The sequence below is a fragment of the Brevibacillus borstelensis genome (genome assembly GCF_003710865.1).
In the GTDB taxonomy this organism is placed as follows: domain Bacteria; phylum Bacillota; class Bacilli; order Brevibacillales; family Brevibacillaceae; genus Brevibacillus; species Brevibacillus borstelensis.
In genome coordinates this window covers 156,379-179,659 of the sequence record NZ_RHHO01000016.1, presented here as the reverse complement: position 1 = coordinate 179,659, position 23,281 = coordinate 156,379, and the positions used below count along the sequence as shown (strand labels likewise).

The 23,281-nt window shown below is 52.2% G+C and carries 20 protein-coding genes and 1 rRNA gene; 18 read left to right on the top strand and 3 right to left on the bottom strand.

Annotation, left to right across the window (positions count from 1 at the left end; all coding sequences use genetic code 11):
• The 11 genes from EDM54_RS08935 to EDM54_RS08880 form a co-directional block, all read left to right on the top strand.
• A 23S ribosomal RNA gene (locus EDM54_RS08935) occupies positions 1-166 on the top strand; the annotation flags it as partial.
• Between the two features lie 176 nt (positions 167-342).
• A complete protein-coding gene (locus EDM54_RS08930) occupies positions 343-1,248 on the top strand; it encodes a hypothetical protein (RefSeq protein WP_039070368.1) in 906 nt (301 codons plus the stop codon).
• A 344-nt stretch (positions 1,249-1,592) separates the two neighbouring features.
• Positions 1,593-2,291 (top strand): response regulator transcription factor, encoded by a 699-nt coding sequence (locus tag EDM54_RS08920; protein WP_003389952.1) that lies wholly within the window; start codon positions 1,593-1,595, stop codon positions 2,289-2,291.
• The gene (locus EDM54_RS08915) at positions 2,288-3,733 is read left to right on the top strand and encodes a sensor histidine kinase (RefSeq protein WP_039070369.1); all 1,446 of its coding nucleotides are present in this window, start codon (positions 2,288-2,290) and stop codon (positions 3,731-3,733) included. Before EDM54_RS08920 ends, EDM54_RS08915 begins: the two co-directional genes overlap by 4 nt.
• A 388-nt stretch (positions 3,734-4,121) precedes the next feature.
• On the top strand, positions 4,122-4,298 hold the full coding sequence (locus tag EDM54_RS26420) for a hypothetical protein (protein WP_155808001.1): 177 nt from the start codon (positions 4,122-4,124) through the stop codon (positions 4,296-4,298).
• 194 nt (positions 4,299-4,492) lie between these two features.
• A complete protein-coding gene (locus tag EDM54_RS08905; protein ID WP_122958085.1) occupies positions 4,493-6,004 on the top strand; it encodes a nitrate/nitrite transporter in 1,512 nt (503 codons plus the stop codon).
• 354 nt (positions 6,005-6,358) lie between these two features.
• Positions 6,359-7,399, top strand: coding sequence for a membrane protein (locus EDM54_RS08900; protein ID WP_031932618.1), 1,041 nt, complete (start codon positions 6,359-6,361; stop codon positions 7,397-7,399).
• A complete protein-coding gene (locus EDM54_RS08895; RefSeq protein WP_003389948.1) occupies positions 7,386-9,560 on the top strand; it encodes a molybdopterin oxidoreductase family protein in 2,175 nt (724 codons plus the stop codon). Before EDM54_RS08900 ends, EDM54_RS08895 begins: the two co-directional genes overlap by 14 nt.
• Positions 9,553-10,122: a 4Fe-4S dicluster domain-containing protein gene (locus EDM54_RS08890; protein WP_003389947.1), complete on the top strand. Its 570-nt coding sequence runs from the start codon at positions 9,553-9,555 to the stop codon at positions 10,120-10,122. Before EDM54_RS08895 ends, EDM54_RS08890 begins: the two co-directional genes overlap by 8 nt.
• Before the next feature lie 124 nt (positions 10,123-10,246).
• Positions 10,247-10,774, top strand: coding sequence for a Rieske 2Fe-2S domain-containing protein (locus EDM54_RS08885; RefSeq protein WP_024983046.1), 528 nt, complete (start codon positions 10,247-10,249; stop codon positions 10,772-10,774).
• Positions 10,764-10,952: a hypothetical protein gene (locus EDM54_RS08880; RefSeq protein ID WP_003389944.1), complete on the top strand. Its 189-nt coding sequence runs from the start codon at positions 10,764-10,766 to the stop codon at positions 10,950-10,952. Before EDM54_RS08885 ends, EDM54_RS08880 begins: the two co-directional genes overlap by 11 nt.
• Before the next feature lie 166 nt (positions 10,953-11,118).
• On the opposite strand, the gene EDM54_RS08875 is transcribed toward EDM54_RS08880, so the two are convergent.
• On the bottom strand, positions 11,119-11,823 hold the full coding sequence (locus EDM54_RS08875; protein WP_003389943.1) for a Crp/Fnr family transcriptional regulator: 705 nt from the start codon (positions 11,821-11,823) through the stop codon (positions 11,119-11,121).
• 173 nt (positions 11,824-11,996) lie between these two features.
• On the opposite strand from EDM54_RS08875, the gene EDM54_RS08870 reads away from it, so the two are divergent.
• The 7 genes from EDM54_RS08870 to scpC all read left to right on the top strand — a co-directional run bounded on the left by EDM54_RS08870 (position 11,997) and on the right by scpC (position 20,831).
• Entirely contained in the window at positions 11,997-12,491 is a 495-nt protein-coding gene (locus EDM54_RS08870; RefSeq protein WP_003389942.1) for a hemerythrin domain-containing protein, read from the top strand.
• 329 nt (positions 12,492-12,820) lie between these two features.
• Entirely contained in the window at positions 12,821-14,113 is a 1,293-nt protein-coding gene (locus tag EDM54_RS08865; protein ID WP_122958084.1) for an MFS transporter, read from the top strand.
• A gap of 314 nt (positions 14,114-14,427) precedes the next feature.
• Complete coding sequence (locus tag EDM54_RS08860) at positions 14,428-15,882, top strand: SulP family inorganic anion transporter (RefSeq protein ID WP_003389940.1); 1,455 nt, start codon at positions 14,428-14,430, stop codon at positions 15,880-15,882.
• A gap of 311 nt (positions 15,883-16,193) precedes the next feature.
• On the top strand, positions 16,194-17,663 hold the full coding sequence (locus EDM54_RS08855) for an alanine/glycine:cation symporter family protein (protein WP_122958083.1): 1,470 nt from the start codon (positions 16,194-16,196) through the stop codon (positions 17,661-17,663).
• 190 nt (positions 17,664-17,853) lie between these two features.
• Positions 17,854-18,507 carry a LytTR family DNA-binding domain-containing protein gene (locus EDM54_RS08850; protein WP_024983303.1) on the top strand — a complete coding sequence of 218 codons (654 nt, stop codon included), beginning with the start codon at positions 17,854-17,856 and terminating at the stop codon, positions 18,505-18,507.
• Between the two features lie 20 nt (positions 18,508-18,527).
• Positions 18,528-18,845: a DMT family transporter gene (locus tag EDM54_RS08845; RefSeq protein ID WP_255320311.1), complete on the top strand. Its 318-nt coding sequence runs from the start codon at positions 18,528-18,530 to the stop codon at positions 18,843-18,845.
• Positions 18,846-19,313: 468 nt separating this feature from the next.
• The gene (gene scpC, locus EDM54_RS08840; protein ID WP_003389933.1) at positions 19,314-20,831 is read left to right on the top strand and encodes a succinyl-CoA:acetate CoA-transferase ScpC; all 1,518 of its coding nucleotides are present in this window, start codon (positions 19,314-19,316) and stop codon (positions 20,829-20,831) included.
• A 52-nt stretch (positions 20,832-20,883) separates the two neighbouring features.
• Here scpC and EDM54_RS08835 read toward each other — a convergent pair whose 3' ends face one another.
• The gene (locus EDM54_RS08835) at positions 20,884-21,912 is read right to left on the bottom strand and encodes a cytochrome d ubiquinol oxidase subunit II (RefSeq protein ID WP_003389932.1); all 1,029 of its coding nucleotides are present in this window, start codon (positions 21,910-21,912) and stop codon (positions 20,884-20,886) included.
• A gap of 24 nt (positions 21,913-21,936) precedes the next feature.
• Positions 21,937-23,241: a cytochrome ubiquinol oxidase subunit I gene (locus EDM54_RS08830; protein ID WP_253725896.1), complete on the bottom strand. Its 1,305-nt coding sequence runs from the start codon at positions 23,239-23,241 to the stop codon at positions 21,937-21,939.
• Positions 23,242-23,281 lie beyond the last annotated feature (40 nt).

Sequence of the window (23,281 nt, the reverse complement as noted above, 5' to 3'; positions counted from 1 at the left end):
GGGATAAGCGCTGAAAGCATCTAAGCGTGAAGCCCCCTCCAAGATGAGACTTCCCACAGCGTTAAGCTGGTAAGACCCCTCATAGACGATGAGGTTGATAGGTTCGGTGTGGAAGCGCGGCAACGCGTGGAGCTGACGAATACTAATCGGTCGAGGACTTATCCACACAAATCCTTACAGCATGCATATCCAGTTTTGAAGGCGCGAAGCCAAAGGCCTTGTTTCCATCTCCTGTGGAGTGAGAAGCAAGGCCTTTTTGTGTACAAGCAATCAATTTTCATACTTTAAAAACAGTAATATATATTATATAATGGTAGCTACCAAAAGAAGGGAGCTGTTACCATGCGTAGTCTGGATTCTTTTTTGGAATTGGGTTTGATTGGTATGGCAAGAGGGGGAAGACACGGCTGGTTTTATGCCCACTTTGGAGCAGCGTTTTTGGCCGGGTATTTTATGAATCAGGAGCATGAGCTACCCGAGCACGTAAAGCAGGGAATAGAGCGGATATGCGAAGGCTTTCGGCGGAATAACCCGGAATGGTACACACCGCTGCTAGAAAGCAGGGAGGAGCCGCATCTGCTGGAACGTTTGGTAACGGGCATTCAGACAAATACAGAAAGACTGAGAACCTCCGGACACGGATTGGCGCTGGGGGTACTCGCTCTCAAAGCGTTACGGCAACGGCCGGAACTCATTACAGCCGAGATCGTGGACGGCCTGGTCCATGTATTGGAATTGACTACGCAGGACAGACAGAACCGATATTGGGGCATCGATAACTACTTTGAAGTAACCGAACCGGATGTCCGGCCATTTGTTCCCCCCTATCGAGACACTGTCGATATGGCGCAACGTGCATTTGAAGAGCTTCATACAGTATCAGCAGGAAGAAAGATCGATGGCGTCATGTACCATTTCGCCGGAGAAACCGAGCACAGCATTACGTTTGCGCAAGCACTTACCGACCTGGAACGCTTCGGCTATAAGGACTTGGTCGATGCAGGCATGATTAACCACCGCATACAAATGTACCTCAATCGCCAAATGCCTGAGGAGGTACGAAGGGACCAAGTGCATGAACCGGAGTTTTCATCTGTTCTTGCACCGGAATATTGGGAGAAGACATACGAAGATCCGCATGCGTTAAAAGTGCCTTACGCCGCGCTCGACCTGTTAAAGCGAATTCCCGAGGGGGACAGGGAGAAGGCTGAGTATGGGGTTTGCAAATTGTTGACCATCATGAAATAATAAGGTGTACGGGATGTGCTGCGGAATCGGCACATCCTTTTTCGATGGATAAAAGCTATGAAGGACTTTTGCCTGCCTATCAGAAAAAGCGCTTTTGTTTTTGCAAGGATCACCCGATGCCGGTATTTAAAAAAGCCTCGGAAAGCAACGGAATGTATCGGAAAGCAATGGAATGCATCGGATTGTACCAGAAAATCCAGCCCCATCCTGTACTGGGGAATCATACTATGGCGGCATGACTTATGCAGGTCCACAAGCAAGCTATTATATGTTACCATGATAAAAATTTATGCTTTTCTGCTTACGGATGGCAGGCACTGTCCACAGAAGGGAGGTTGTTGACCATGATAAATACGAAAGTGTTAGTCGCGGACGACGATCCAAATGTGTGCGAAATTATCCGTCTGTTCTTTTCCAAACAACAAATTGATTTAGTCGTGGCAAACGACGGGAAGCAAGCCTTGGAGCTTGTGGAAAAGGAGATTCCCGATCTCATCGTTCTCGATGTGATGATGCCCCATATGGATGGCTTTGAAGCGTGCAGAGAAATCCGCAAGAAATGGGATACTCCGATTATCATGCTGACGGCCAAAGATGAAGAATTCGACCGGGTGCTTGGCCTCGAGCTGGGCGCCGATGATTATGTAACCAAACCGTTCAGTCCCCGGGAGCTTGTGGCCCGGATCCGGGCGATCTTGAGACGGACGCAGCCGAGAGAAAAGCAGGAAGAGGATACGGCGAAGGTACTTACCTTTGATCGGCTCATGATTGATATTGAAAAACGGGAAGTGCTGGCTGCAGACGAGAAAATCAGTTTTCGTCCAAAGGAGTTTGACCTGCTGGTGCACATGGCGAAGTCACCGGGCACCGTGTTTTCACGTGAGCAATTATTGGAACAGATATGGGGTTTTGACTATTTCGGAGATGCCCGTACGATTGATGTGCACGTCAAAAAAATCAGGCAAAGGCTCCAAGTGCTTCCTTATGAATGCATACACACCGTGTGGGGGATCGGCTACAAATTCGGAGTGGATGAAGCATGATGGGGATGTCAAAAAGCATCTTCCGCCGTCTGCTGTTCAGTTTTCTGGCTACGGTCCTCATCGGCTTGGGCTTTTCCGGCATCCTGATCTCCTTTCTCGCAAAGGAGTACATTTACGGTGCCCAAAAAGAAGAGATGCTTCGTCAGGCGAAGCGAGTGAATGCCGCCATCCAAGACAGCAATGTAATCAACCCGGCACTGCTTGGAAAATTGGCCTCGCTCGATGAGTCCTTTAACATGCGCATCTGGCTGTTTGACCAAAAAGGCAAGATTGTGGCGACTTCTATGAAGGATGAGGTATTTACGGGAAAAGCGGTTGCCCACTCCATTGCCGATTCCGTATTAAAAGGAAAGAATGCGGTTACGGAGTTAAAGATGGAAGGCTTGGAAGATCCGATGCTATCCGTATCTATCCCTTGGGGCAAAGGGGAAAAGGTGTACGGGGGGATCATTCTGCATGCGCCGATTGAGGGAGTGGAGCGGACCTTTGCCCAGATGAGGGAAACGATTCTCTGGGCGACCTTGTTTGGCGTGCTCTTGTCTACGGCGATGGTTTCGTATTTGTCCTGGTCCATTTCCAGGCCGCTCAGAAATATCGAACGGACGACAGCGGAGATCGGACGGGGGAACTACTCCGAACGTGTACAGGTAGACACTGCCGACGAGATTGGCGACCTGGCCCAGACGATCAATACGCTCGCCGGCAAATTGGAGCGTGTAGAACAGGAGCGGCAGCACCTGGAGCAAGTTCGGAACGATTTTCTTGCGAATGTCTCGCATGAATTGCGGACGCCGCTGACGGCGATGCAAGGCTTTTTGGAGGCGCTGCAGGACGGGCTGGTCGAGGAAGAGGAAGCCCGTCAGAAATACTACGCGGTCATGTATTCGGAGACCTTGCACATCAGTCGGCTGGTCGATGATCTGATGGACTTGATGAAACTGGAGAACAATGAAGTAACGCTGGCGAAATTCCCTGTTGATGTGGAAACGCTGATGAACAAGGTGGCGTTTTCCTTCAGCCCGGAAGCCGAGGAAAAGGGCATTGAGATCATCGTAGAGCAGCCGAAGGGCCTTCCCAAGGTGTACGCCGATAAAGACAGGGTCGCACAAATTTTGAAAAACCTCGTGAAAAATGCGATCAAGTTCACCGATGAGGGGACGATTCGCCTCTCGGCCCGAAGCAATGGACAGTGGGTGGAAATCTCCGTCAGCGATACGGGGATCGGCATCTCGCCGGACGATCAGGAGCGGATCTGGGAGCGCTTTTTCAAGGTTGACCGCGGCCGTTCCAAAAAGAACAAGGGGACAGGGCTTGGACTTGCGATCGTCAAAGAATTGGTTGAGCTGCACGACGGACAGGTAACACTGGAGAGCGAGCCGGGGAAGGGAAGCGTGTTTATCGTCCGGCTGCCGGCCCTGAACTGCGAACGATCGGTTTCCTGACAGTCCGACAGTTTGAGAAGGTCACCGTTTTTTCATATTTTGTTCATGGTTTTTTCCCACTCTCCTCACAGGATGATCATCTTTCCCAGCTACGATATACATGTGGCCGAAAGAAGTCACAAAGTAAAGACAGGAAAGGGGAGTTCAATCATGAACAAACGATGGATATCCTTAGCGGCAGTCGCACTTCTTCTGTCCGGCAGCTTGGTGGCTTGCTCCAGCCCGACCAGCAACCCGGAACCAGCGACACAACAAGACGGAAGCGCAACGACCCCTGGCTCTTCCTCCACAACCGAAACTGATCAGTCTACAGATAGTTCTGTTTCCCAAGATCAATCGACTCCTGACGCGTCGACGGAAGCTTCGGATTCCACACCGGGGTCTTCTGATGCGTCGACTGGATCGGATTCCACAACCGATTCAACGGATGCGTCGAAAGGTTCTTCCGATGCATCGACAGGTTCGGCTGATTCTCAGTCCGGAGATGCTGATGCAAGCAAAACTGAAGGTGGTACAACCGACCCAGCTGCTTCAACGGGTTCCGGCAACTAAGCTGTACATCTAGTACGACATAACGTTCAAGTCGCGTCTGAGTGCTTTCAAACTACTTCCCTCCCACATGATATACGGGGTGGCCTATGCCACCCCTTTTTGTTGTCTTCATAAACGAAGAGAGGGCACCTGTGAGATTTATCACAATCTCCTGCTCCAAATTCAATTACCATGAGGGTGTAACTTCCTCAAGGAGGATGAGTGCTCATGGTAAAGAAAATACAATTGCCGCTGCAGACCGCCAGTCTGGTCGTCGGGTTTATGGTCTGGGTGATCCTATCATCATTGATGCCATTTATGAAAGAAAGCTTGTCGCTCGAACAGGGGCAAATCGCCTGGATTACGGCCATTCCGGTTTTGCTCGGTTCCCTTTTGCGGATACCGGTCGGCTATCTGGCGAACCGTTACGGGGCGAGGCTGCTGTTTGCCATCAGTTTTTTGATCCTGTTGGTCCCCGTGTATTACATCAGCGAGGCTACGAGTGCAGCCGACCTGATGATCGGAGGACTGTTTCTGGGCATCTCGGGAGCAGTCTTTTCAGTCGGGGTGACGTCGCTTCCCAAGTATTATCCAAAGGAAAAGCTGGGCTCCGTCAACGGGATATACGGAATGGGCAATATCGGGACAGCGATCAGCTCTTTCGGGGCGCCTGTCATCGCAAGCTATTGGGGATGGTCGGCAACGGTTCAACTGTACATGGTGCTGCTAGCCGGATTTGCGGCGCTGAATCTCTTGCTCGGCGATAAAGCGGAACCGCGGGTAACCGTTTCCTTGAAGGAGCAGATCAAAAGCGTCTACAAAAACGAAAGACTCTGGTTTTTAAGTCTCTTCTACTTCGTTACGTTCGGCTCGTTTGTGGCCTTTACCGTCTATTTGCCTAACTTTTTGGTCGCCCATTTTGAACTGGACAAAGTGGATGCGGGGCTGCGCACAGCAGGATTTATCGTGCTCGCTACGCTGGCCCGCCCGATAGGCGGGTGGCTCGGTGACCGCTGGGATTCGTTCAAGGTGCTGCTGGTCGTCTTTACCGGAATGACCGCAGCGGGCATCCTGCTGTCCTTCTCGCTGTCGATCCAGCTGTATACAGTAGGCTGTCTGGTGATTGCAGCCTGCGCGGGTATCGGAAACGGAGCCGTCTTTAAACTGGTGCCGATGTATTTTTCCAAGCAAGCGGGAATTGTAAACGGAATTGTCTCTGCCATGGGCGGTTTGGGCGGTTTTTTCCCGCCGCTGATGTTGACCCTGTTGTTCAATCTGACCGGACATTACGCGATTGGCTTCATGGCGCTTTCCCAGGTGGCGCTCTGCTGCTTCATCATCGTGATGTGGATGTACTACCAGGATCGGCTTACGCTCGCCCTCAGCATCGTGGAAAACACGGTCGAGGCGATCGTCGTTACGGATAAAAAAGGGACGATCACTTTTGTGAATCCTGCATTTGAACAAGTGACCGGGTACAAAAAAGAGGAGGTCATCGGCAAGAACCCCAGCATTCTCAAGTCCGGCAAGCAAGATCGGGCGTTTTACGACAGGATGTGGAAAGCGATTGAGGAGCAGGGATATTGGGCCGGGGAGATATGGAACAAGCGAAAAGACAATGGCCTGTTTTTGGAGTGGCTCACGATCAGCGCGATCCGCAATGACGTCGGTGAGGTGAAGTACTATGCCGGGATGTTTAGCGATGTGACCCAGCAAAGAGCAGAAAAGGCTTCCGGGTGAAAAGGGCGGCAGGTGAGGCAGAAGTTGAGGGTAGAGGTGTGTAAAGCTGGGCGAAAGAACGATACAGCTTCCATGGAAGAAAGATAAAGGGGTGACAGACAAACAAATACAGGCAGACGCATACAGGCAGGCGCATACAGGCGGTCGTATGTGCCTGTCTTTTTTCATGTACGGACTTGCAAGTACGAGCCGACCGGTTTGTGAAGAAGTGATGACAAAACGAGCAGGATTCGACAAAAGAGGCCGTCCCGGGCCGACGCAAGTGACAAACATCACAACCGGCAAAAGGCCGGGTTGATAGAATGAAGCCGTCAAGAGAACGAACGCTTTCCCGAAAGAGAAGGAGGGTTTCCCGTGAATCACGCGTTTGCTTCCAAATTGGCTCAAAGGGCATTTGTCATAGTCTGTATCCTGTTTGTGTTGAGCTATCTGGGATCTCGATTCTTTACGCATATCGACCTGGCCCTGTACGGCTACATCGTCGGGACTCTGGTGTTTATCGGCGGGTTTCTGTACCGTTTCTCCGCCTGGGCGGAGCGGCCGCCCACCAAGCTGATTTTGAAAAAGGGCCTCAAGCTGCTGTTTCGCCGCGGTACGAGCAAAACGTCGGCGGAGCATCTGCTCACGTACCGCTTCATCTGGAATCGCGGCTGGTTTCGCTGGACACAGCACTTCCTGGTGGGGTGGGGCTGCATCCTCTCAGCGCTTGTCACGTTCCCGCTGGTGTTTGGCTGGATGTACTTCACGATGGAAGACAACGGCTATTACCACGTCGTCGCGATGGGCATCGACGTAATGAAAATCAAAGCAGACGGTCTGCTCGCCTACCTGTTTTACAATGCGCTGAATATTTCCGCCTTCATGGTCATTGCCGGCGTATGCATGGCTCTGTACCGTCGCCTCAAGAACATGCAGGCTCGCGCGGAGCAAACCTTCTTTTACGATTTCCTGCCGCTTTACATGCTGCTGTTCGTCAGTGTGACCGGACTTGCGCTGACAGGTGTAAACATGTTTGCTGGAGGGGTTGGCCATCCGGTGCTCACGATCATTCACCAGTTTGCCGTGATCGTGACGTTGATCTACCTGCCGTTTGGCAAATTGGCGCACATCCCGTTCCGTCCGATGAGCGTCCTTGCCCGAAACTACCGGGAGCATTACGGAGCGCAGGAGCAGAAGGCGTGCAAGGCATGCGGCACAGGCTTCGTTTCGGCCGAGCAGTCTGCCGATGTGGTTGAGGTGCTTGCGAAAAACGACCTTTCATTTCGGACCGAGCACGGGTACCATCTGGCCGAACTGTGCCTCCCCTGCCGACGCAAGTACCGCATGTTCCGGTTTACCGGTATTCCGACACACCAGATAGACGCCAAGGAGGCGAACCAGCATGCAAACGGATAAATTTTTCAAAGAGATACAAAATGTCGTGCATCCTCATGAAAAGCTGGTGTCCACGCATTGCTGCTACTGCGGAATGCAGTGCGGGATGAAGCTGAGAGTGGATACGAATACAAATACGATCGTCGGAGTGGAGCCGCGCTACGATTTTCCGGTCAACCTTGGCAAAATGTGCCCAAAAGGCGTGACGGCATACCAGCAGGTAAACCATCCGGATCGGATCAAACGGCCGCTGGTGCGGAAGAATCCGGCTTTAAAAGGAACGCCGGATGGCTTCGAGGAGGTCTCGTGGGAAGAAGCGCTCAGCCTGATCACAGACCGGTTCCGGGACATGCAGGGGAAATACGGCAAAGACACCCTGTCCGTCTTCTCCGGCGTTTCCATGACGAATGAAAAATGCTATTTGACAGGAAAATTCGCCAGGGTCGCGCTGCAAACCCGCTATGTCGATTACAACGGGCGGTTCTGCATGTCGTCGGCAGCAGCAGGCCTCAACCGCAGTCTGGGCATTGACCGGGGCTCTACCGTTCCCTGGACCGACCTGCATCAGACAGACTGCCTGTTTATCGCTGGCTCCAATGCAGCGGAATGCCATCCGACCAGCATGTTTCGCATCTGGGAGGTGCAGAATCGGGGCGGCTACCTGATCGTCGCCGATCCGCGCGAGACTCCGCTTGCCCGCCGGGCGGACATCCACCTCGATCTGCGTCCCGGAACCGATCTGGCCTTGGCAAACGGAATCGTCCATCTGCTGATCAAAAACGGCTACGTAGACGAGGAATTTGTGCGCAACCACACCAATGGCTTCGCGGAGACAAAAGAGCTGTTGGAAGCCTACACACCGGAATACGTCAGCGGCATTACCGGGATCGCCACAGAGAAAATCATCCGGGCTGCCGAGATCTACGGCAAGGCACCGGAAGCGATCGTCATGTTCTGCCGAGGAGCCGAACAGCAATCCAAGGGGACGGACAACGTATCGGCCTACACCAACATGGCGCTGGTGACAGGAAAGATCGGCCGGCCGAAATCAGGCGTGGCCACGTTTACCGGACAGGGAAACGGCCAGGGCGGACGCGAGCACGGGCAAAAAGCGGACCAACTGCCCGGGTACCGCAAGATGGACAACCCGGAGCACGTAAAAGAAGTGGCTTGCGCCTGGGGGATCCCCGTGGAGGAGATGCCGCAAAAAGGAGTTTCCGCCTACGAAATGTTCGGGCTGATGCTGGACAAAACGATTCGCGGGCTGTACCTGCTCTGCTCCAATCCGGCCGTAAGCGCGCCCAACCAGAACCACGTCCGGGCCGCACTGCAAAGCCTCGACTTCATGGTCTGCTGCGACTTCTATCTGTCCGAGTCGGCTGAATACGCCGATGTGGTGCTTCCTGTGACGACATGGGCCGAAGACGACGGCACGACGACCAATCTCGAGGGACGCATCATCCGCCACGTAAAGGCCCAGGAGTGGTACGCCGAGTCAAAGCCGGACTGGTGGATCCAGATCGAGATCGCCAAACGAATGGGGCGGGGGCAGTATTTTGAACATCTGAAGGACCCGCGGGATATTTTCGACGAGCTGCGTCGCGTCTCCAAGGGTGGGGTGGCCGACTACTCCGGCGTCACCTATGAGAAAATCGAGAAAAACAACGGGGTCTTTTGGCCGTGTGTCTCCGAGGAAGACCAAGGGATGCCCCATCTGTTTTTGGACAAAAAGTTCTACCATCCGGACGGAAAGGCGAAGATATGCGCCCTGCCGTACCGTCCCCCCGCCGAGGAGCCGGATGAGGACTATCCGCTTCGCCTGACGACTGGCCGTGTCGTGTACCATTACTTGTCGGGAAACCAGACGCGTCGCATTCCGTTTTTGCATGCCATGTACCCGGACCCGCTGCTGGAAATTCACCCCGAGACCGCTGAACGCTACGGCCTCCAAAACGGAGAGACGGTTTTGCTGAAAACCCGGCGGGGAGAAGCTCCCTACAAAGTGAAAGTCATCGCGGCAATCCGTCCGGATACGGTCTTTGTCCCTTATCACTGGGGCAAGCATGAATCGATCAACCTTTTGACCAATCCAGCGCTTGATCCGTACAGCAAGATGCCAGAGTTCAAGGCATGCGCCGCACAACTCATCAAGCTGGGGAGGGAGGAGCGCCGCCATGGGTAAGCAAGTGCTCTACATTGAAATGGACAACTGCATCGGCTGTCGAAGCTGTCTGGCTGCCTGCACGCAGTGCGGAGGTCATGACAATCGCAACCGCAACTACGTAATGGACGTCGATCCTTTTCACACGCGGCAAACGATCCCGCTGATGTGCCTGCATTGCGTCAATCCGGCTTGTGCCCGCAGCTGTCCGGCGCAGGCAATCCAGATCGCCGACAACGGCGCTGTCCTCTCGGCGCTGGTCGAAAAGTGCATCGGCTGCCAGAATTGTACGATCGCCTGCCCCTACGGTATCCCGAAATTTGATCAGGAGCAAAACCTGATGTACAAATGCGATCTTTGCTACGACCGTACAAAGGACGGCATTCCGCCCATGTGCGCATCTGTCTGCCCGACCAACACCCTGCAGTGGATCGACGAAGCGGAGCTCGCACGGAAACAGGAGCAGCACCTCCTGTCCAACGGCAAATGGGTTGCAAGCCAGCCGTTCAATCCGCTTGAGGGCGAAACAAACGTGAGGATCAGCTTGCCAGGCATTCTGCAGGGAAGGGAGAAGCTCTTTTAGCCGCATGGTGCGGTTCGCGGTATAGGCGACAAGACGACAAGCGCTGCTTGAAGTCCTTGAGTGCGGCGGCTGCCAGGCAACAGAGCCGAACGGAACGATTGCTTTGAAAAGGGGGAAGGACAGGATGAGTGACGACAAAAGAAGGAACGTGCCGGAGCGGGACGACAATTATACGCACAATATCCATCGGTCGAATGAACGTTCGCTGGACCGCAGGGCTTTTATGAAAACGGTGCTGGGCGGTGTCGGATTGTTCGCAGTCTCCACATTGCCTTGGGGGACGCTGGCTGCCAAACAATTGCTGGCGCCGGGAAGCGGGAAATACCCCCGGAAAAAGATCGTCGAAGCGGAAGCTGTGAAAACAGGGGAGGCAGTGGAATTCTTCTATCCAAGCGACTACGAAGGGGCATTGCTTGTACGGGTAGGAGAGGACGAGTGGAGGGCCTATCAAAATGCCTGCACTCATTTAAAATGTCCGGTTTTCTGGAGTACAGAAAAAAACGAGCTGCTTTGCCCGTGCCACCACGGCAAATTTGACGTCATGACCGGCGAGCCGTTAGCCGGGCCGCCGAGAAGGGCGCTGCCCGAAATAGAGCTGGAGATCGAAGGGGGAAGTATTTACGCAATCGGGGTGAAACCGTATGAAACATAATGTCAGAGGCATCATCCTGCTGGCTTTGGTGCTTTTGGGTAGCATCATTTGTACACAGTATACGGTGAATATGTACTTCGCCGAGCGATATGAAGTGAGCGTTATGCTTTCAGTTGTCAATCTTCTGCTGTTTCCGCTTGCATATATGATTTATCGGCGAGAGCGGGGGCGGGAGTAGGAAAAAGAGTCAGAAGTGAGTCAGTTTAGTGAGTCAGAACTGAGTTAGAATAGGTCAGAACTGAGCCGAAAAGTGCGTCAGTAGAGAGTCGCAAGAGACAGACAGCGGCTTGCCAGGCAATCGAACACCCTGCCAATGGAGACGGCAGGGTGCTTTTTGCTTGCAGCTATATTTGGCAAATTTCCGGCGGGCAATCGTCACAGCAAATCGTTTCCTTCAGATAGGTCAGATCCTTGATCAGGATATGTCCATGCGGCAGCAAATCAATTACTTGCTGCTTCTTCAGGTCTGACAGCATCCGGTTTACGCTTTCTCTGGTCAAGCCGATAAAATGAGCAAGGTCACGGTTGGTCAAAGAAAGATTGATATAAATGCCCTCGGACCGCTCTTCTCCGTAAGTATTGCACATGCGAATCAACGTGGAATACAAGGCGCCGACTTTTCCGTTCAACAACAGGTCGCGGAATTTTGATTGCATGCGCCGGTTCATGATTCCCATCCAACGCATGAAGTCTACGCAATACTCCCCGTTTTTTATCAGAATCTGTTCCAGGCCAGCGCGCGGGATCACTCGGACCGCTCCGTCTTCCAGTATGGCCGCGCTGGCAGTGTGGACCAGCTCTGCTTCAAACAAGCCGGCCAACCCGACGAGCTCGCCTGAACCGAATACTTGCAGGGTAAGCTCTTTTCCATCAACCGTGGTCTTCGTCAGCTTTACTTGCCCGGACGAGATGAGATAAAGGTATTCAGCAGGGTCGCCATCCATGTAGAGAACGGCTCCGGCCGGGAAATTTCTCTCCGTGGCGAGAGTATACAGCCTCGCCAGGAAGTCAGGCGAGATCTGCTGGACAAAGGTAAGGCTTTTAGCCAATCGCGCTCCCCCATTTCATACGAGCAGACGTCGATACTTGTTGAGTAGTCCAAACCATTCTATCGGATGGAGCTGTGGAAATGCAGTGACTACAGTCACATTTCAAGAAAAATCATGTATTTTTGAGCAGATTGTGACGATCCTCACTATGGAGGCGAGGAACGGGGTCTATCATGAATGTTGTGGAAAGGGGGGAATGTGCGACATTGCTGCGATATTTTCGCGGGGAACACGACCATTTGTTGCAGCAGCTAGAAACACTGAAAAAACTCCTATACTCCGGTTCCAATTGGGATGCGGAGAAGGAAGAGCAGATTGTGGCCCTTACAGCCGACCTGGTGCAAAATATGCTCCACCACTTTACGGAAGAGGAAGAGATTTTGTTTCCTCTGATCACACAAGCGAACCTTACCCTTGTTCACCCGGTCTCTGCAATGAAAAAGGAGCACGAAAGGATTCGCGCCACCCTTCTGCAGCTTCAATCTGAAACGGAATGCTGTCAAAAGACCAAACAGAGCAGCCACCGGCTGATTGCCTTGATGCGTGAGGCGTGGCAGCTCGTTTTGGACCACCTGAGCAAAGAAAATCTGATGTTAATTCCGATGGCCAATCAATTGCTGCATGAAAACGAAAGGGAAGCCGTGTTGAAAAAGGTAGGCAGAAAATAACGTGAGATGATACAGGTTGAATCAGCCCGTACCGGTTATGCAAGGGACGGGCTTTTTGCCGTTATTCATAAGAGTCGCAAGCAGGGTACAGGAGATTGTCGGAGCTGTTCGAAGAAAATAATGTTGCAGACTCGGAAAGATACTGGCGGAACCGAGGAGTAAATGGTATGGCATTATAAACGAAAAGTGCAGACAAAGGCCTTCATAACAAAATGAATCATCCAACATTTTGTGATAATGAAAGCGCAAGATCTTGAAACGTAAGTTCCCCTATACTAAAAATGCAAATTTGAATGGCAATGAGTTGTGACGAAAATGGGGGAACGAGCATGAGTAACAAGGCAGAAGGATTGTTAACGAACACAGATTTTCGCAGGCTCTGGATTGGGCAAACTGCATCACAGTTTGGGACTCAGGTAGCATTATTAGGAATGCCATTAGTGGCAGCTCTCTATTTAGGGGCCAGTCCCATGCAAATGGGGTTGCTTGGTTTTGCCGAGTATGCGCCATTTATCATTTTCGGTTTGCTCGCTGGTGTATGGATAGACAGATTTCCCCGGCGACCCATTCTTGTCGCCGCTAACTTTTTCAGGGGTGCATTACTGCTCATTGTGCCGCTGACAGCCTTGATTGGATTCCTGAATATGACAGTTCTATATTTGGTAGCCTTCATAGTGGGTATCTGTACTGTCTTTTTTGATGTTGCCTATACATCCTTTTTGCCTTCCGTCGTGAGCAAGGAGCAGCTTGTTGATGGAAATAGCAAACTAGAGACAAGTAAATCTGCCGCACAAATTGCTGGGCCGGGTTTATCAGGTGGATTGGAACAGGTAATCACCGCTCCTTTTGCAATATTGTTCACGTCGGTATTCTTTTTTGTATCCGCTGTGTACATAGCCCGGATTCGCAAGTTGGAGAAAGTCGTGACAGATGCGAAAAAACCAAAAAACATGTGGCTGGAAATGAAAGAAGGGCTGCATACGGTTTACACAAAACCGTTGCTGTGGGGAGTGGTGCGCTGCTCAACAGTCTTTAACCTTTCCTGGAATGTTATTTTTAGTGTTTATGTTCTATATGCATCGCAGGAACTCAAAATCAGTGCGAGCATTCTCGGCATCATTTATGGAACGCTAGGAGTAGGGTACCTATTTGGCTCTCTGCTTGCCCAAAGGGCTGTACATCGTTTTGGAGTAGGTCCGACAATTGTGGGTTCCGCTACGATCGCAGCAAGTGGCGGTTTGCTTGCTCCATTAGCAGTAGGATCAGAATTAAGTATTGCGTTGATTATGATGCTCGGACAGCTTCTTTTCGGAATGGGGGTCTCAATGTTTAGCATTAGTACCATCAGTTTACGTCAAGTAATTGTACCCGATGCCCTGCAAGGTCGCGTGAACGCTACATTTCGATTTATCTCGTGGGGTTCTTTACCTCTTGGTTCGTTAATGGGAGGAATGATCGGGGGAGCAATGGGTTTACGGTTCGCTTTATTTGCGGGTGGCATTGGATTGTTAGCTTCGGCTTGTACATTATGGTTCACCCCATTATTACAGCTACGCGTGAAATCATTTCGCGAATTAACATTGGAAAAAGATGTGTCTATAAAGAGCCAAGGAGTGACGTAAGAAGTATCCAACCATCGATAGCTTTAATAAAGCTGCGGGAGTCTGGGACTTTGTTTTCTGGTCCGTGGTTTCGGCTGTTTTGTTTGGGAGCAAATCAACAGATACAGTCTAAAACTTTATTTTCTGCGAACAGAAGCAGAATACAGCAGTCCCTGCCATAATTTAACATGGTCAAACTTTGCCTATATCCTTTATAATATGTTTTCGTATTCAACGGCCCCGACTTTCTTGCGAGGAGAAAGTCAATGTGTTTTTCGGCAAAATCAAAAGCTTGAACGAGACTCGGAAAATTTAGCAGATAAAGAGGTCATGCATTGATTACTTCACAACTGAAAAAGACTTGGCTATGCAACCTGCGGGGTGATGTGCTCGCGGGAGTGACGGTAGCTCTCGCTTTGATTCCTGAAGCGATCGCCTTTTCGATCATCGCCGGAGTCGATCCGATGGTGGGTTTGTATGCGTCGTTTTGCATCGCTTGTGTGATCGCATTTACGGGTGGGCGTCCAGGGATGATCTCCGCTGCGACAGGCGCAATGGCGCTGCTGATGGTGACGCTGGTCAAGGACCATGGCATCGAGTACCTGTTTGCCGCGACTGTGCTGACAGGGGTTCTCCAGTTCATCATGGGCGTGTTCAGGATCGGCCGGTTTATTACCTTCGTGCCGCACTCTGTCATGATCGGCTTCGTCAATGCGCTGGCGATCCTGATATTTATGGCGCAGCTTCCTCATTTTGTCGGCGAATCTTGGATCATGTACGCAATGGTCGCGGGAACATTGGCCATTATTTATTTGCTGCCTCTCGTCACGAAAGCGGTGCCGGCTCCATTGATCGCGATCATCGTGATGACGGTTCTGGCCATCTGGGCAGGTCTGGATGTGCGGACAGTAGGTGACATGGGGGAAATAACGCGGACCCTGCCGGTATTTCATGTTGCAGATGTCCCGTTTAGCTGGGAGACCTTGACGATCATCTTCCCGTATTCCTTTGCACTTGCTCTCGTCGGGATTTTGGAATCGCTTTTGACAGCGACCATCATCGATGAGATGACGGAGACGAAAAGCGACAAGAACCGGGAAGTAAAGGGCCAGGGCATCGCCAATATCGTGACCGGATTTTTTGGCGGAATGGCCGGATGCGCGATGATCGGCCAATCGGTGATCAATGTGAAATCGGGAGGCCGCGGAAGACTGTCTACACTGGTGGCTGGACTGTTCCTGCTGTTTTTGATCATGGTGCTGGGCGACGTCGTCAAGCAGATCCCTATGGGAGCGCTCGTTGGCGTCATGATAATGGTCTCCATCAGCACGTTTGACTGGAAGTCTCTCGTCAATTTGCGCCGCGTGCCTTTCAGCGACGCAGTCGTGATGATTGTCACCGTAGCGATTGTGGTCGCTACGCACGATCTGTCCAAAGGCGTTATCGCCGGAGTGGTCATTAGCGCTCTCGTATTTGGCTGGAAGATGGCTCGCTTGAAGACAAATGTCCTGTACGATAAAAACGGTGTGAAGGTATACACCGTCTCCGGACAGATGTTTTTTGGAACGATGAGTCATTTTGTCGAACAGTTCGATGTCCAGTCCGACCCTGAGCGGGTGGTAGTGGACTTCCGCCATTCTCATGTGTGGGATCAATCGGCGGTAACGGCCATTTCCAAGGTAGTAGCTGCTTATCGGCAGGCCGGGAAAGAGATTGTGCTCGAAGGACTGAATGAAGAAAGCCAAAAGCTGATTGAGCGGATCGGACTCGCCTTGCCGTCTGGGCACTAGAAAAAATGTACCGGAACGCAAATGAAATTGGAAAAGTCTTGGCAGTAGTAACCTTGAGTTGCTACTGTCAGGACTTTTTTTGGTGACAGAACCAAGCTGGTGCTTGTGGGCCAAAATCGGGGAACTCGGGCAAGCGAAAACCTGGCTGCAGCTAAAAAAAGACGGAACAGGAATAGAGATGGTTCTTTGTTTCTTCGGAACAAAAGATTCCCCCTTTTTTGTCGAGTGAAAACATTTTCAGTTGTTTGAATATAGTCAATATTTTATAATTAAACAAGATCATATAATGATTAGGAAGAGGGGGTCATTTTTTGGAGGCGTTCGTTAACTGGTTAAACGGCATTATTTGGAGCCAGGGATTGATTTATCTTTGCCTGGGAGCCGGCTTGTTTTACTCGCTTGCAACCCGCTTCATGCAGGTCAGGCACATCAAGGACATGGTCAAATTAATGTTCGATGGAAAAAGCTCAGAGGCAGGGGTTTCTTCCTTCCAGGCTTTGTCCATGGCATTGTCCGGACGTGTCGGTACGGGTAATATCGCCGGTGTTGCAACCGCTATCGCTTACGGGGGTCCAGGGGCTGTCTTCTGGATGTGGCTGATCGCCTTCCTCGGGGCCGGATCAGGCTTTGTCGAAGCGACGCTCGGCCAAGTGTACAAGACAAAGCAAGACGGACAATTCCGAGGCGGTCCTGCTTACTACATTGAAAAGGGTCTCAAGCTGAAGTGGTACGCAGTGTTGTTTGCCATCGTGACGGTTTTTGCTACAGGCATGCTTTTGCCTGGCGTTCAGGCGAACAGCATTGCCGCAGGGATGGAAAACGCTTTCGGGATTCATCCGGCAATTACAGGCATTTTCCTCGTTGCTGTGCTTGCCTTCATCATTTTTGGCGGTGTGAAACGGATTGCAAACGTTGCCCAGATCGTAGTGCCTTTCATGGCTCTCGGGTATATTTTGGTTGCCTTAATCATTGTCATTCTGAATATTTCTCAATTGCCAGCTGTTCTGTCTTTGATTTTTTCAAGCGCTTTCGGAGCGGACGCGGCCTTCGGCGGCATCATCGGTTCTGCTATCGCCTGGGGGGTAAAACGCGGAATCTACTCCAACGAAGCCGGACAGGGAACGGCTCCTCACGCAGCGGCTGCGGCGGAAGTGTCGCACCCGGCGAAGCAAGGGCTTGTTCAGGCTTTTTCCGTTTATGTCGATACCCTTTTCGTCTGTACTGCAACCGCTTTCATGATTCTTTTTACCGGGATGTACAATGTAACGCCTGAAGGTGCTCCCGCGATTGTAAACAACCTGGGCGATGTGGAGCCGGGACCTGTTTACACCCAACAGGCTGTCGAATCGGTGCTGCCCGGATTTGGGGCTCCGTTCGTCGCGATCGCCCTGTTGTTCTTCGCATTTACAACGATTATGGCTTACTACTACATGGCTGAGACCAATCTGGCCTACTTGAACCGCACGGTGAAACGAATCTGGTCGGATTACACATTGAAGATCGTGATTCTCGGCGTCGTTTTCTACGGAAGCGTGAAATCGGCCAGTCTTGCCTGGACGCTTGGCGACATCGGGGTAGGAAGCATGGCCTGGCTGAACGTCATCGCCATACTTCTTTTGACGAAGCCGGCGCTGAAGGTGCTGAAGGATTACGAGGATCAGAAAAAACAAGGAAAAGACCCTGTGTTCGATCCGGTAAAGCTGGGAATCAAGGATGCGGATTTCTGGGAAAAGGAATACAAATACCACGATGCGTCTGAGCCGAAGCGGAAATCTTCCTGATGGTGAAAAACTGCTCGCTTCTTTGCTTGGGAAAACATCGAATCGTTTGCTGGCATTGCCTCGTGCGATGCCAGTTTTTTGTGTCTGATTTTCCAACAGAATGCAGCTGTGTCATTTCCGTGTCTCGTGCTCACAGCGGGTAAAATTGTGGTTTAATAGAGATGAGAAACAGGATACAGAGGGATGATCTATGGAGAAAACATTGGTGCCCGAAGTACTGCAAATGATCGGAGAGGTAATACCGGACGGCGTTTCTGTTGCGATTTCGGAAGGCGGACGCTATATCTACTATCAGCCGAGCGCAAGCATTGATCTGAAAATCAAACCGGGAGATCAGGTGCGAGAAGGGTCAGCGACGTACAGAGCGTTGACGGCCAGGCAAAAAGTATCGGAGTATGTGGAAAGCGGTGTTTTTGGCATCCCGTACTACGGGGTTTCCCTTCCGTTGCTGCGCAGCGGCCGCGTAGAAGGATGCATTACAGCGATCTACCCCAAGCAGTTCATGCCGCAGCCGAAAGTGCTGATCGGCAAAGGAGAGGATGGCTGGCTGCCCATTCCGATATCCGATATCATGTACATCCGCTCCCAGGAAGGGAAGACATTGCTGCATACAGCGACGGATTCGTATGCAAACCGCTACAGCCTGTCAGAGCTGGAGCAAATGCTGTCACCCGCCAGCTTTATTCGCTGCCACCGCTCTTTTCTGGTCAATCTGGAGGCGATCGGTTATATCCACCCTCACTTCCATTCAACCTTTCTATTAGAGATGAAAGATAAGCAGCGCACCCGCGTGCCTGTCAGCCAGTCGTATGCGAGTTCATTTCGACAAATATTAGGATTTTAAACGGCAAGCCGGTCATCGGCTTGCTTTTTTACATTCAGGTTGAGGGTGCCTCTCTCGCTGATATCGCTGCAGAAGTGGGGATTAAAAAACTGTCTATTTATAATCACTTCAAAGGCTTATCTGCTGTTGCCGGGGGGATTATTTTTAGCTTCATTTGTTTGACTTTTTCAATGAGAAGTCTTCCTATGGGTACGGCTTACGCGATATGGACGGGGATTGGTACTGTGGGAGGCGCTTTAGTTGGCATGCTTTTCTTCGGTGAATCAAAAGAATGGCGTCGTATCCTGTTCATGGCCATGGTGCTAGCTGCTGCCATCGGACTGAAACTCATCTCTTAAACGTTTGTTTTTCTCTGATTGAAGAAAGCATGAAAGACAATACAAGCTGTAGAGATGAAAAAGCAGAAAACGCGAAAGTCTTTGGGACACCGCCCAGGCGGAACGGAAAGAGCGGAACACGCTCTCAGCGTCCAACTCTGAACAGCTTCCCCCGAAACCGCTGCTTTTGGACGCGGTTCCGCTTTTGGAGTGCAGCCGGACAGTGTTACCCGCAGCAAGTGTCCCACCGTACTGGAGCGTTTTCTGCTTTTTCATCTCCTCCACTAAAGTCCGACCCACAGGCAATAAATGAAACAGCAGAGAGTAATGACAACCAGTTCCGGAATCTATCATTCACCAGCCGAACAACTAACTGCCAAATTTTCTGTTTCACCGCGAATTCTTCTGCTTCGACCCAAATCGAGTGCCCGCTCAGCGACCGTGTGATACTGTAAAGAAAACAAGATCGAAAGTGGCAGGTGGTCATACATGGTATGGGAGCGCTTACGCGATAAACGCCTTCACGATAAAATTGTTCAAGCAGAAGAAGCAGCAAGCTGGATCGAAGACGGCATGACATTGGGTTTGAGCGGCTTTACCCGGGCGGGAGATGCCAAGGTAGTTCCGGTCGCGCTGGCCGAACGGGCAAAGCGGGAAGGAAAACCGTTTTCCGTCAATGTATATACAGGGGCATCGCTCGGTTCCGATGTAGACGCCGTTATGGCCGAGGCAGGCATTGTTCGCAAGCGGCTGCCGTTTCAAGCAGATCCGGTCATGCGCAAAAAAATCAACAGCGGCGAAATGATGTTTATCGATCAGCATTTATCCCACACTGCCGAATGGATTCGTTCCGGCGTGCTGGATCCGATTGATTACGCCATTGTGGAAGCGGTTGCAGTAACCGAAGACGGATACATCATTCCCGCCACGTCGGTCGGGAACTCCAATATATTTGTCGAGTACGCCAAGCATGTCATCATTGAATTGAACATGGTGCAATCTGCCGCTTTGGAAGGCTTGCACGACGTGTATACGCCGGGAAAACAGGGCGAGCGCGAGCCAATCCCGCTGACCAAGGTAGACCAGCGCATCGGCCAAATCGGCATACCGGTAGATCCGGCGAAGGTAAAAGGAATCGTTATCACCAATCAAATGGATTCTCCGTCTACCATCGTCGAACCGGATGAGGAGACGGCGGTCATGGCAGGCCACCTGATCCGCTTTTTGCGCGAAGAGGTGGAAAAGGGCCGCTTGCCGCGCAATCTCGCTCCGCTTCAATCGGGGATCGGAACGGTTGCAAACGCGGTGTTCAACGGATTTTTGGATTCCGAGTTTTCCGACTTGACGGTGTTTTCGGAAGTGCTGCAAGACGCTGTATTCGACCTTCTGGATGCGGGCAAGATCGCTTTTGCCTCGGGCTGCTCCATCACGCTGACGGCTGAAAAAATGAAGCACGTCATGGAAAACCTGGACCAGTATCGCGACAAGCTGCTGCTTCGGCCGCAGGAGATCACCAACCATCCCGAACTGATTCGCCGCATGGGCTTGATCTCCATCAACACGGCTCTGGAAGTGGATATCTACGGCAACGTCAATTCGACCAACGTATCCGGCACACGCATGATGAACGGCATCGGCGGATCGGGCGATTTTGCCCGGAATGCCCGCCTCGCCATCTTTGTCACCAAGTCGATTGCCAAAAACGGACACATCTCCAGTATCGTTCCGTTTGTATCCCATGTGGACCACACCGAGCACGACGTAGACATCATCGTGACCGAGCAAGGGCTGGCTGATCTGCGCGGACTGGCTCCCCGCGAGAGAGCCCGCCTGATCATTGAAAACTGTGCGCATCCGCTGTACCGGGATCAGCTCCGCGATTATTTCGAGGAAGCGCTGACCCGCGGCGGCCATACACCGCATGTACTCGAAAAAGCCTTTTCCTGGCATACGCAATATGCCCAGGAAGGCAGCATGCTTGCAAAAGAGACAGCTTCCTCCCGTTAATCGGGGGGAGGCTTTTTTTATGCCAGAAAAGACGGAGCAGACCCCACGCAGGTTATTTTTGCTGAATATACTGTTCATCTTTCATAAACATCCGCCAGAAGAAAACAAACCCGGGGATGAGGATGGCGAAGCCGACCAGATAGCTCACGAACAAAGCCCGGAACGTGTTGGGGTGAGTAAAACCGGATTCGATCGTAACGGTAGGGTACACGATATAGGGCAGACGGGCGGCTCCGTAGGCGTAGCTTGCCAAGAGATATTGAATAATGACGCCGACAACGGCAAGTCGCGGCGCATAGGCAAGCCGTTTTTGCTCCGGCGGGATCAACAGAGCGATATAACCGACCAAAAACCACGCGACGGAAGCAATCAGCCACGGGAGATAGGCAAGCAGCCTCTCATAGAGCCAGCTCGCCTCCGTTTTCATCGTGACGACTGTCAAAACGGCGGCAAGCAAGGTGAGGGGACCGATGAGAATGGCGTCGCGACGGTAGACGCGAAAGGCTTGCTGTGCGTTGGCTACGCGGGAGTAGTCCGCGAGCAGCAGCGAGGAGAGAAAGAGGGTGCTGCTCACAGCCAGTCCTACATAGGCGTATACATGCGGACTCGTCAGCAGCGCTCCCCAGTCCAGTCTTTCCACCCCATCGATCGTTTGAATAAATCCGCCCTGCGTCAGCGGCAGGACCAGGATCAGCAGAGCCGGGATGAAAAGGCCGCTGATTCCGGAAAAGAAGGCGAGCGTTTTATCGTATTTGCGGACGAGATGGGAGAAAACCATAAAGGCGCTGCGGATCAAAATCAGCAGGAGGATGAGGCTTCCGGGGATGAGCAGCACGGTGCCGAGCGTGTAGGTGGCTCCGGGAAAAAACGTGACCAGCCCGACGACGATCAGCACGATAAATACGTTGACAACCTCCCATGACGGGGACAGGTAACGGTTGGCGATGCTTGTCGCCTTTGTATCTATGCGGTTTACATAAACCATCGACCAGAAGCCGGCGCCGAAGTCAAAGGATGCGGCTACTGCGTAAATCACCACAAAGATCCACACCAGCGTAATCGCCAAAATCGTGTCCGTCATGAACAGAAGCCTCCTTGGATCAAATTAGGGGGCTGTTTCTCCCGACGGCCGGTCCGTTGGATGAAGCTCCAGCGGGTGGCGGCCAAAATAGCTGCGAAAGACCAGAATGGTCACGATGCCGAGAAACAGGTAAACGGCGAGAAAGGTGAAAAACAGCGGGCCGATCCCGGCTGATTGGGTGACAGAGTCGGCCGTGCGCATCACCCGGTAGATGACCCAGGGCTGGCGGCCCGTACAGGCAAAGATCCAGCCGAATTCGATGCCGAGCAAAGCCAGCGGGCCGCTAAGGACAAAGATGCCCAGCACCCAGCGCGGAAACACGGAGCGGCGCAGCAGTTTTTTCCAGGCAAAGCCGAGCAATCCGACGACGATCAGAAGGGAGCCGATTCCCACCATGCCGTTAAACAAGGTGTGGATATAGAGGGGAGGCCAGTACTCCCGAGGGAAGTCATTGAGCCCGACCACCACCTCGTCAAAGCGGTTTCCCGCCAAAAAGCTGAGCATCCAGGGAATTTCGATTCCGTATTTCACTTCCTGGGTTTCCGGATCGGTAAAACCTCCGACGGCCAGCGGGGCATAGGCCTGGGTCTGGAAAAGACCTTCGGCTGCCGCCAGCTTCTCAGGCTGATAGCGGTGCAGCAGTTGGGCCGATTCGTGGCCGTTCAAGGCGGTGAGGAGCGAGAAAGACCCGCCGACGATCAAGCCGAGGAGCAGCGCTTTTTGGTGGAAGGCGTATTCCCGGCTCTCCTGATCGGACTTGATCATTTTCCAGGCAGCGACGGATGCGATGGCAAAAGCGCCTGTCATAAAGGCGGAGACGACGACATGGCCCGCAGTGACGAAAAAGCTCGGATTAAAAAATGCCGCCCAAGGGTCCACATCCACGACCTCTCCGTTTTCAATGCGAAAACCGGCGGGCGTACCCTCAAAAGCATGGACATTGGTGATGAGAACCGCTGAAGCAGCAGCCCCAAGCAGGATCATAAAAACGGAAACGAGCCGCATCAGCGGGGTCAATCGATCGGCGGCATAGACGTAGATGGACATGAAGAGCGCCTCCAGGAAAAAGGCGAAAATTTCGATTTGAAACGGCAGGGAGATCACTTTCCCGACTACTTCCATAAAGCCGGGCCACAAAAGGGACAACTGTACACCTGCGATGGTGCCGGAGGGAATGGCCACACCGAGCAAAATGGCCTGTCCTTTTGTCCAGCGTTTGGCCATCAGCTCGTAGTCGCGGTCCCGGGTGCGCTGGAAGAGAATTTCGGCCAGCAAAATCATCAGGGGCAGCCCTACGCCCAAAGTGGCAAAGATGATGTGAAAGGCCATCGTAGTGCCAAATGTGGCTCGCGCCAGTACAAGATCGTCC

What these genes read in the sequence shown, in the direction of transcription:
- EDM54_RS08930 (WP_039070368.1), top strand. Translation starts at nt 343, where the DNA reads ATGCGTAGTCTGGATTCTTTTTTGGAATTGGGTTTGATTGGTATGGCA.
- EDM54_RS08920 (WP_003389952.1), top strand. Translation starts at nt 1,593, where the DNA reads ATGATAAATACGAAAGTGTTAGTCGCGGACGACGATCCAAATGTGTGC.
- EDM54_RS08915 (WP_039070369.1), top strand. Translation starts at nt 2,288, where the DNA reads ATGATGGGGATGTCAAAAAGCATCTTCCGCCGTCTGCTGTTCAGTTTT.
- EDM54_RS26420 (WP_155808001.1), top strand. Translation starts at nt 4,122, where the DNA reads ATGCGTCGACTGGATCGGATTCCACAACCGATTCAACGGATGCGTCGA.
- EDM54_RS08905 (WP_122958085.1), top strand. Translation starts at nt 4,493, where the DNA reads ATGGTAAAGAAAATACAATTGCCGCTGCAGACCGCCAGTCTGGTCGTC.
- EDM54_RS08895 (WP_003389948.1), top strand. Translation starts at nt 7,386, where the DNA reads ATGCAAACGGATAAATTTTTCAAAGAGATACAAAATGTCGTGCATCCT.
- EDM54_RS08890 (WP_003389947.1), top strand. Translation starts at nt 9,553, where the DNA reads ATGGGTAAGCAAGTGCTCTACATTGAAATGGACAACTGCATCGGCTGT.
- EDM54_RS08885 (WP_024983046.1), top strand. Translation starts at nt 10,247, where the DNA reads ATGAGTGACGACAAAAGAAGGAACGTGCCGGAGCGGGACGACAATTAT.
- EDM54_RS08880 (WP_003389944.1), top strand. Translation starts at nt 10,764, where the DNA reads ATGAAACATAATGTCAGAGGCATCATCCTGCTGGCTTTGGTGCTTTTG.
- EDM54_RS08870 (WP_003389942.1), top strand. Translation starts at nt 11,997, where the DNA reads ATGAATGTTGTGGAAAGGGGGGAATGTGCGACATTGCTGCGATATTTT.
- EDM54_RS08865 (WP_122958084.1), top strand. Translation starts at nt 12,821, where the DNA reads ATGAGTAACAAGGCAGAAGGATTGTTAACGAACACAGATTTTCGCAGG.
- EDM54_RS08850 (WP_024983303.1), top strand. Translation starts at nt 17,854, where the DNA reads ATGGAGAAAACATTGGTGCCCGAAGTACTGCAAATGATCGGAGAGGTA.
- scpC (WP_003389933.1), top strand. Translation starts at nt 19,314, where the DNA reads ATGGTATGGGAGCGCTTACGCGATAAACGCCTTCACGATAAAATTGTT.
- EDM54_RS08835 (WP_003389932.1), bottom strand. Translation starts at nt 21,912, where the DNA reads ATGACGGACACGATTTTGGCGATTACGCTGGTGTGGATCTTTGTGGTG.
- EDM54_RS08830 (WP_253725896.1), bottom strand. Translation starts at nt 23,241, where the DNA reads ATGGCCTTTCACATCATCTTTGCCACTTTGGGCGTAGGGCTGCCCCTG.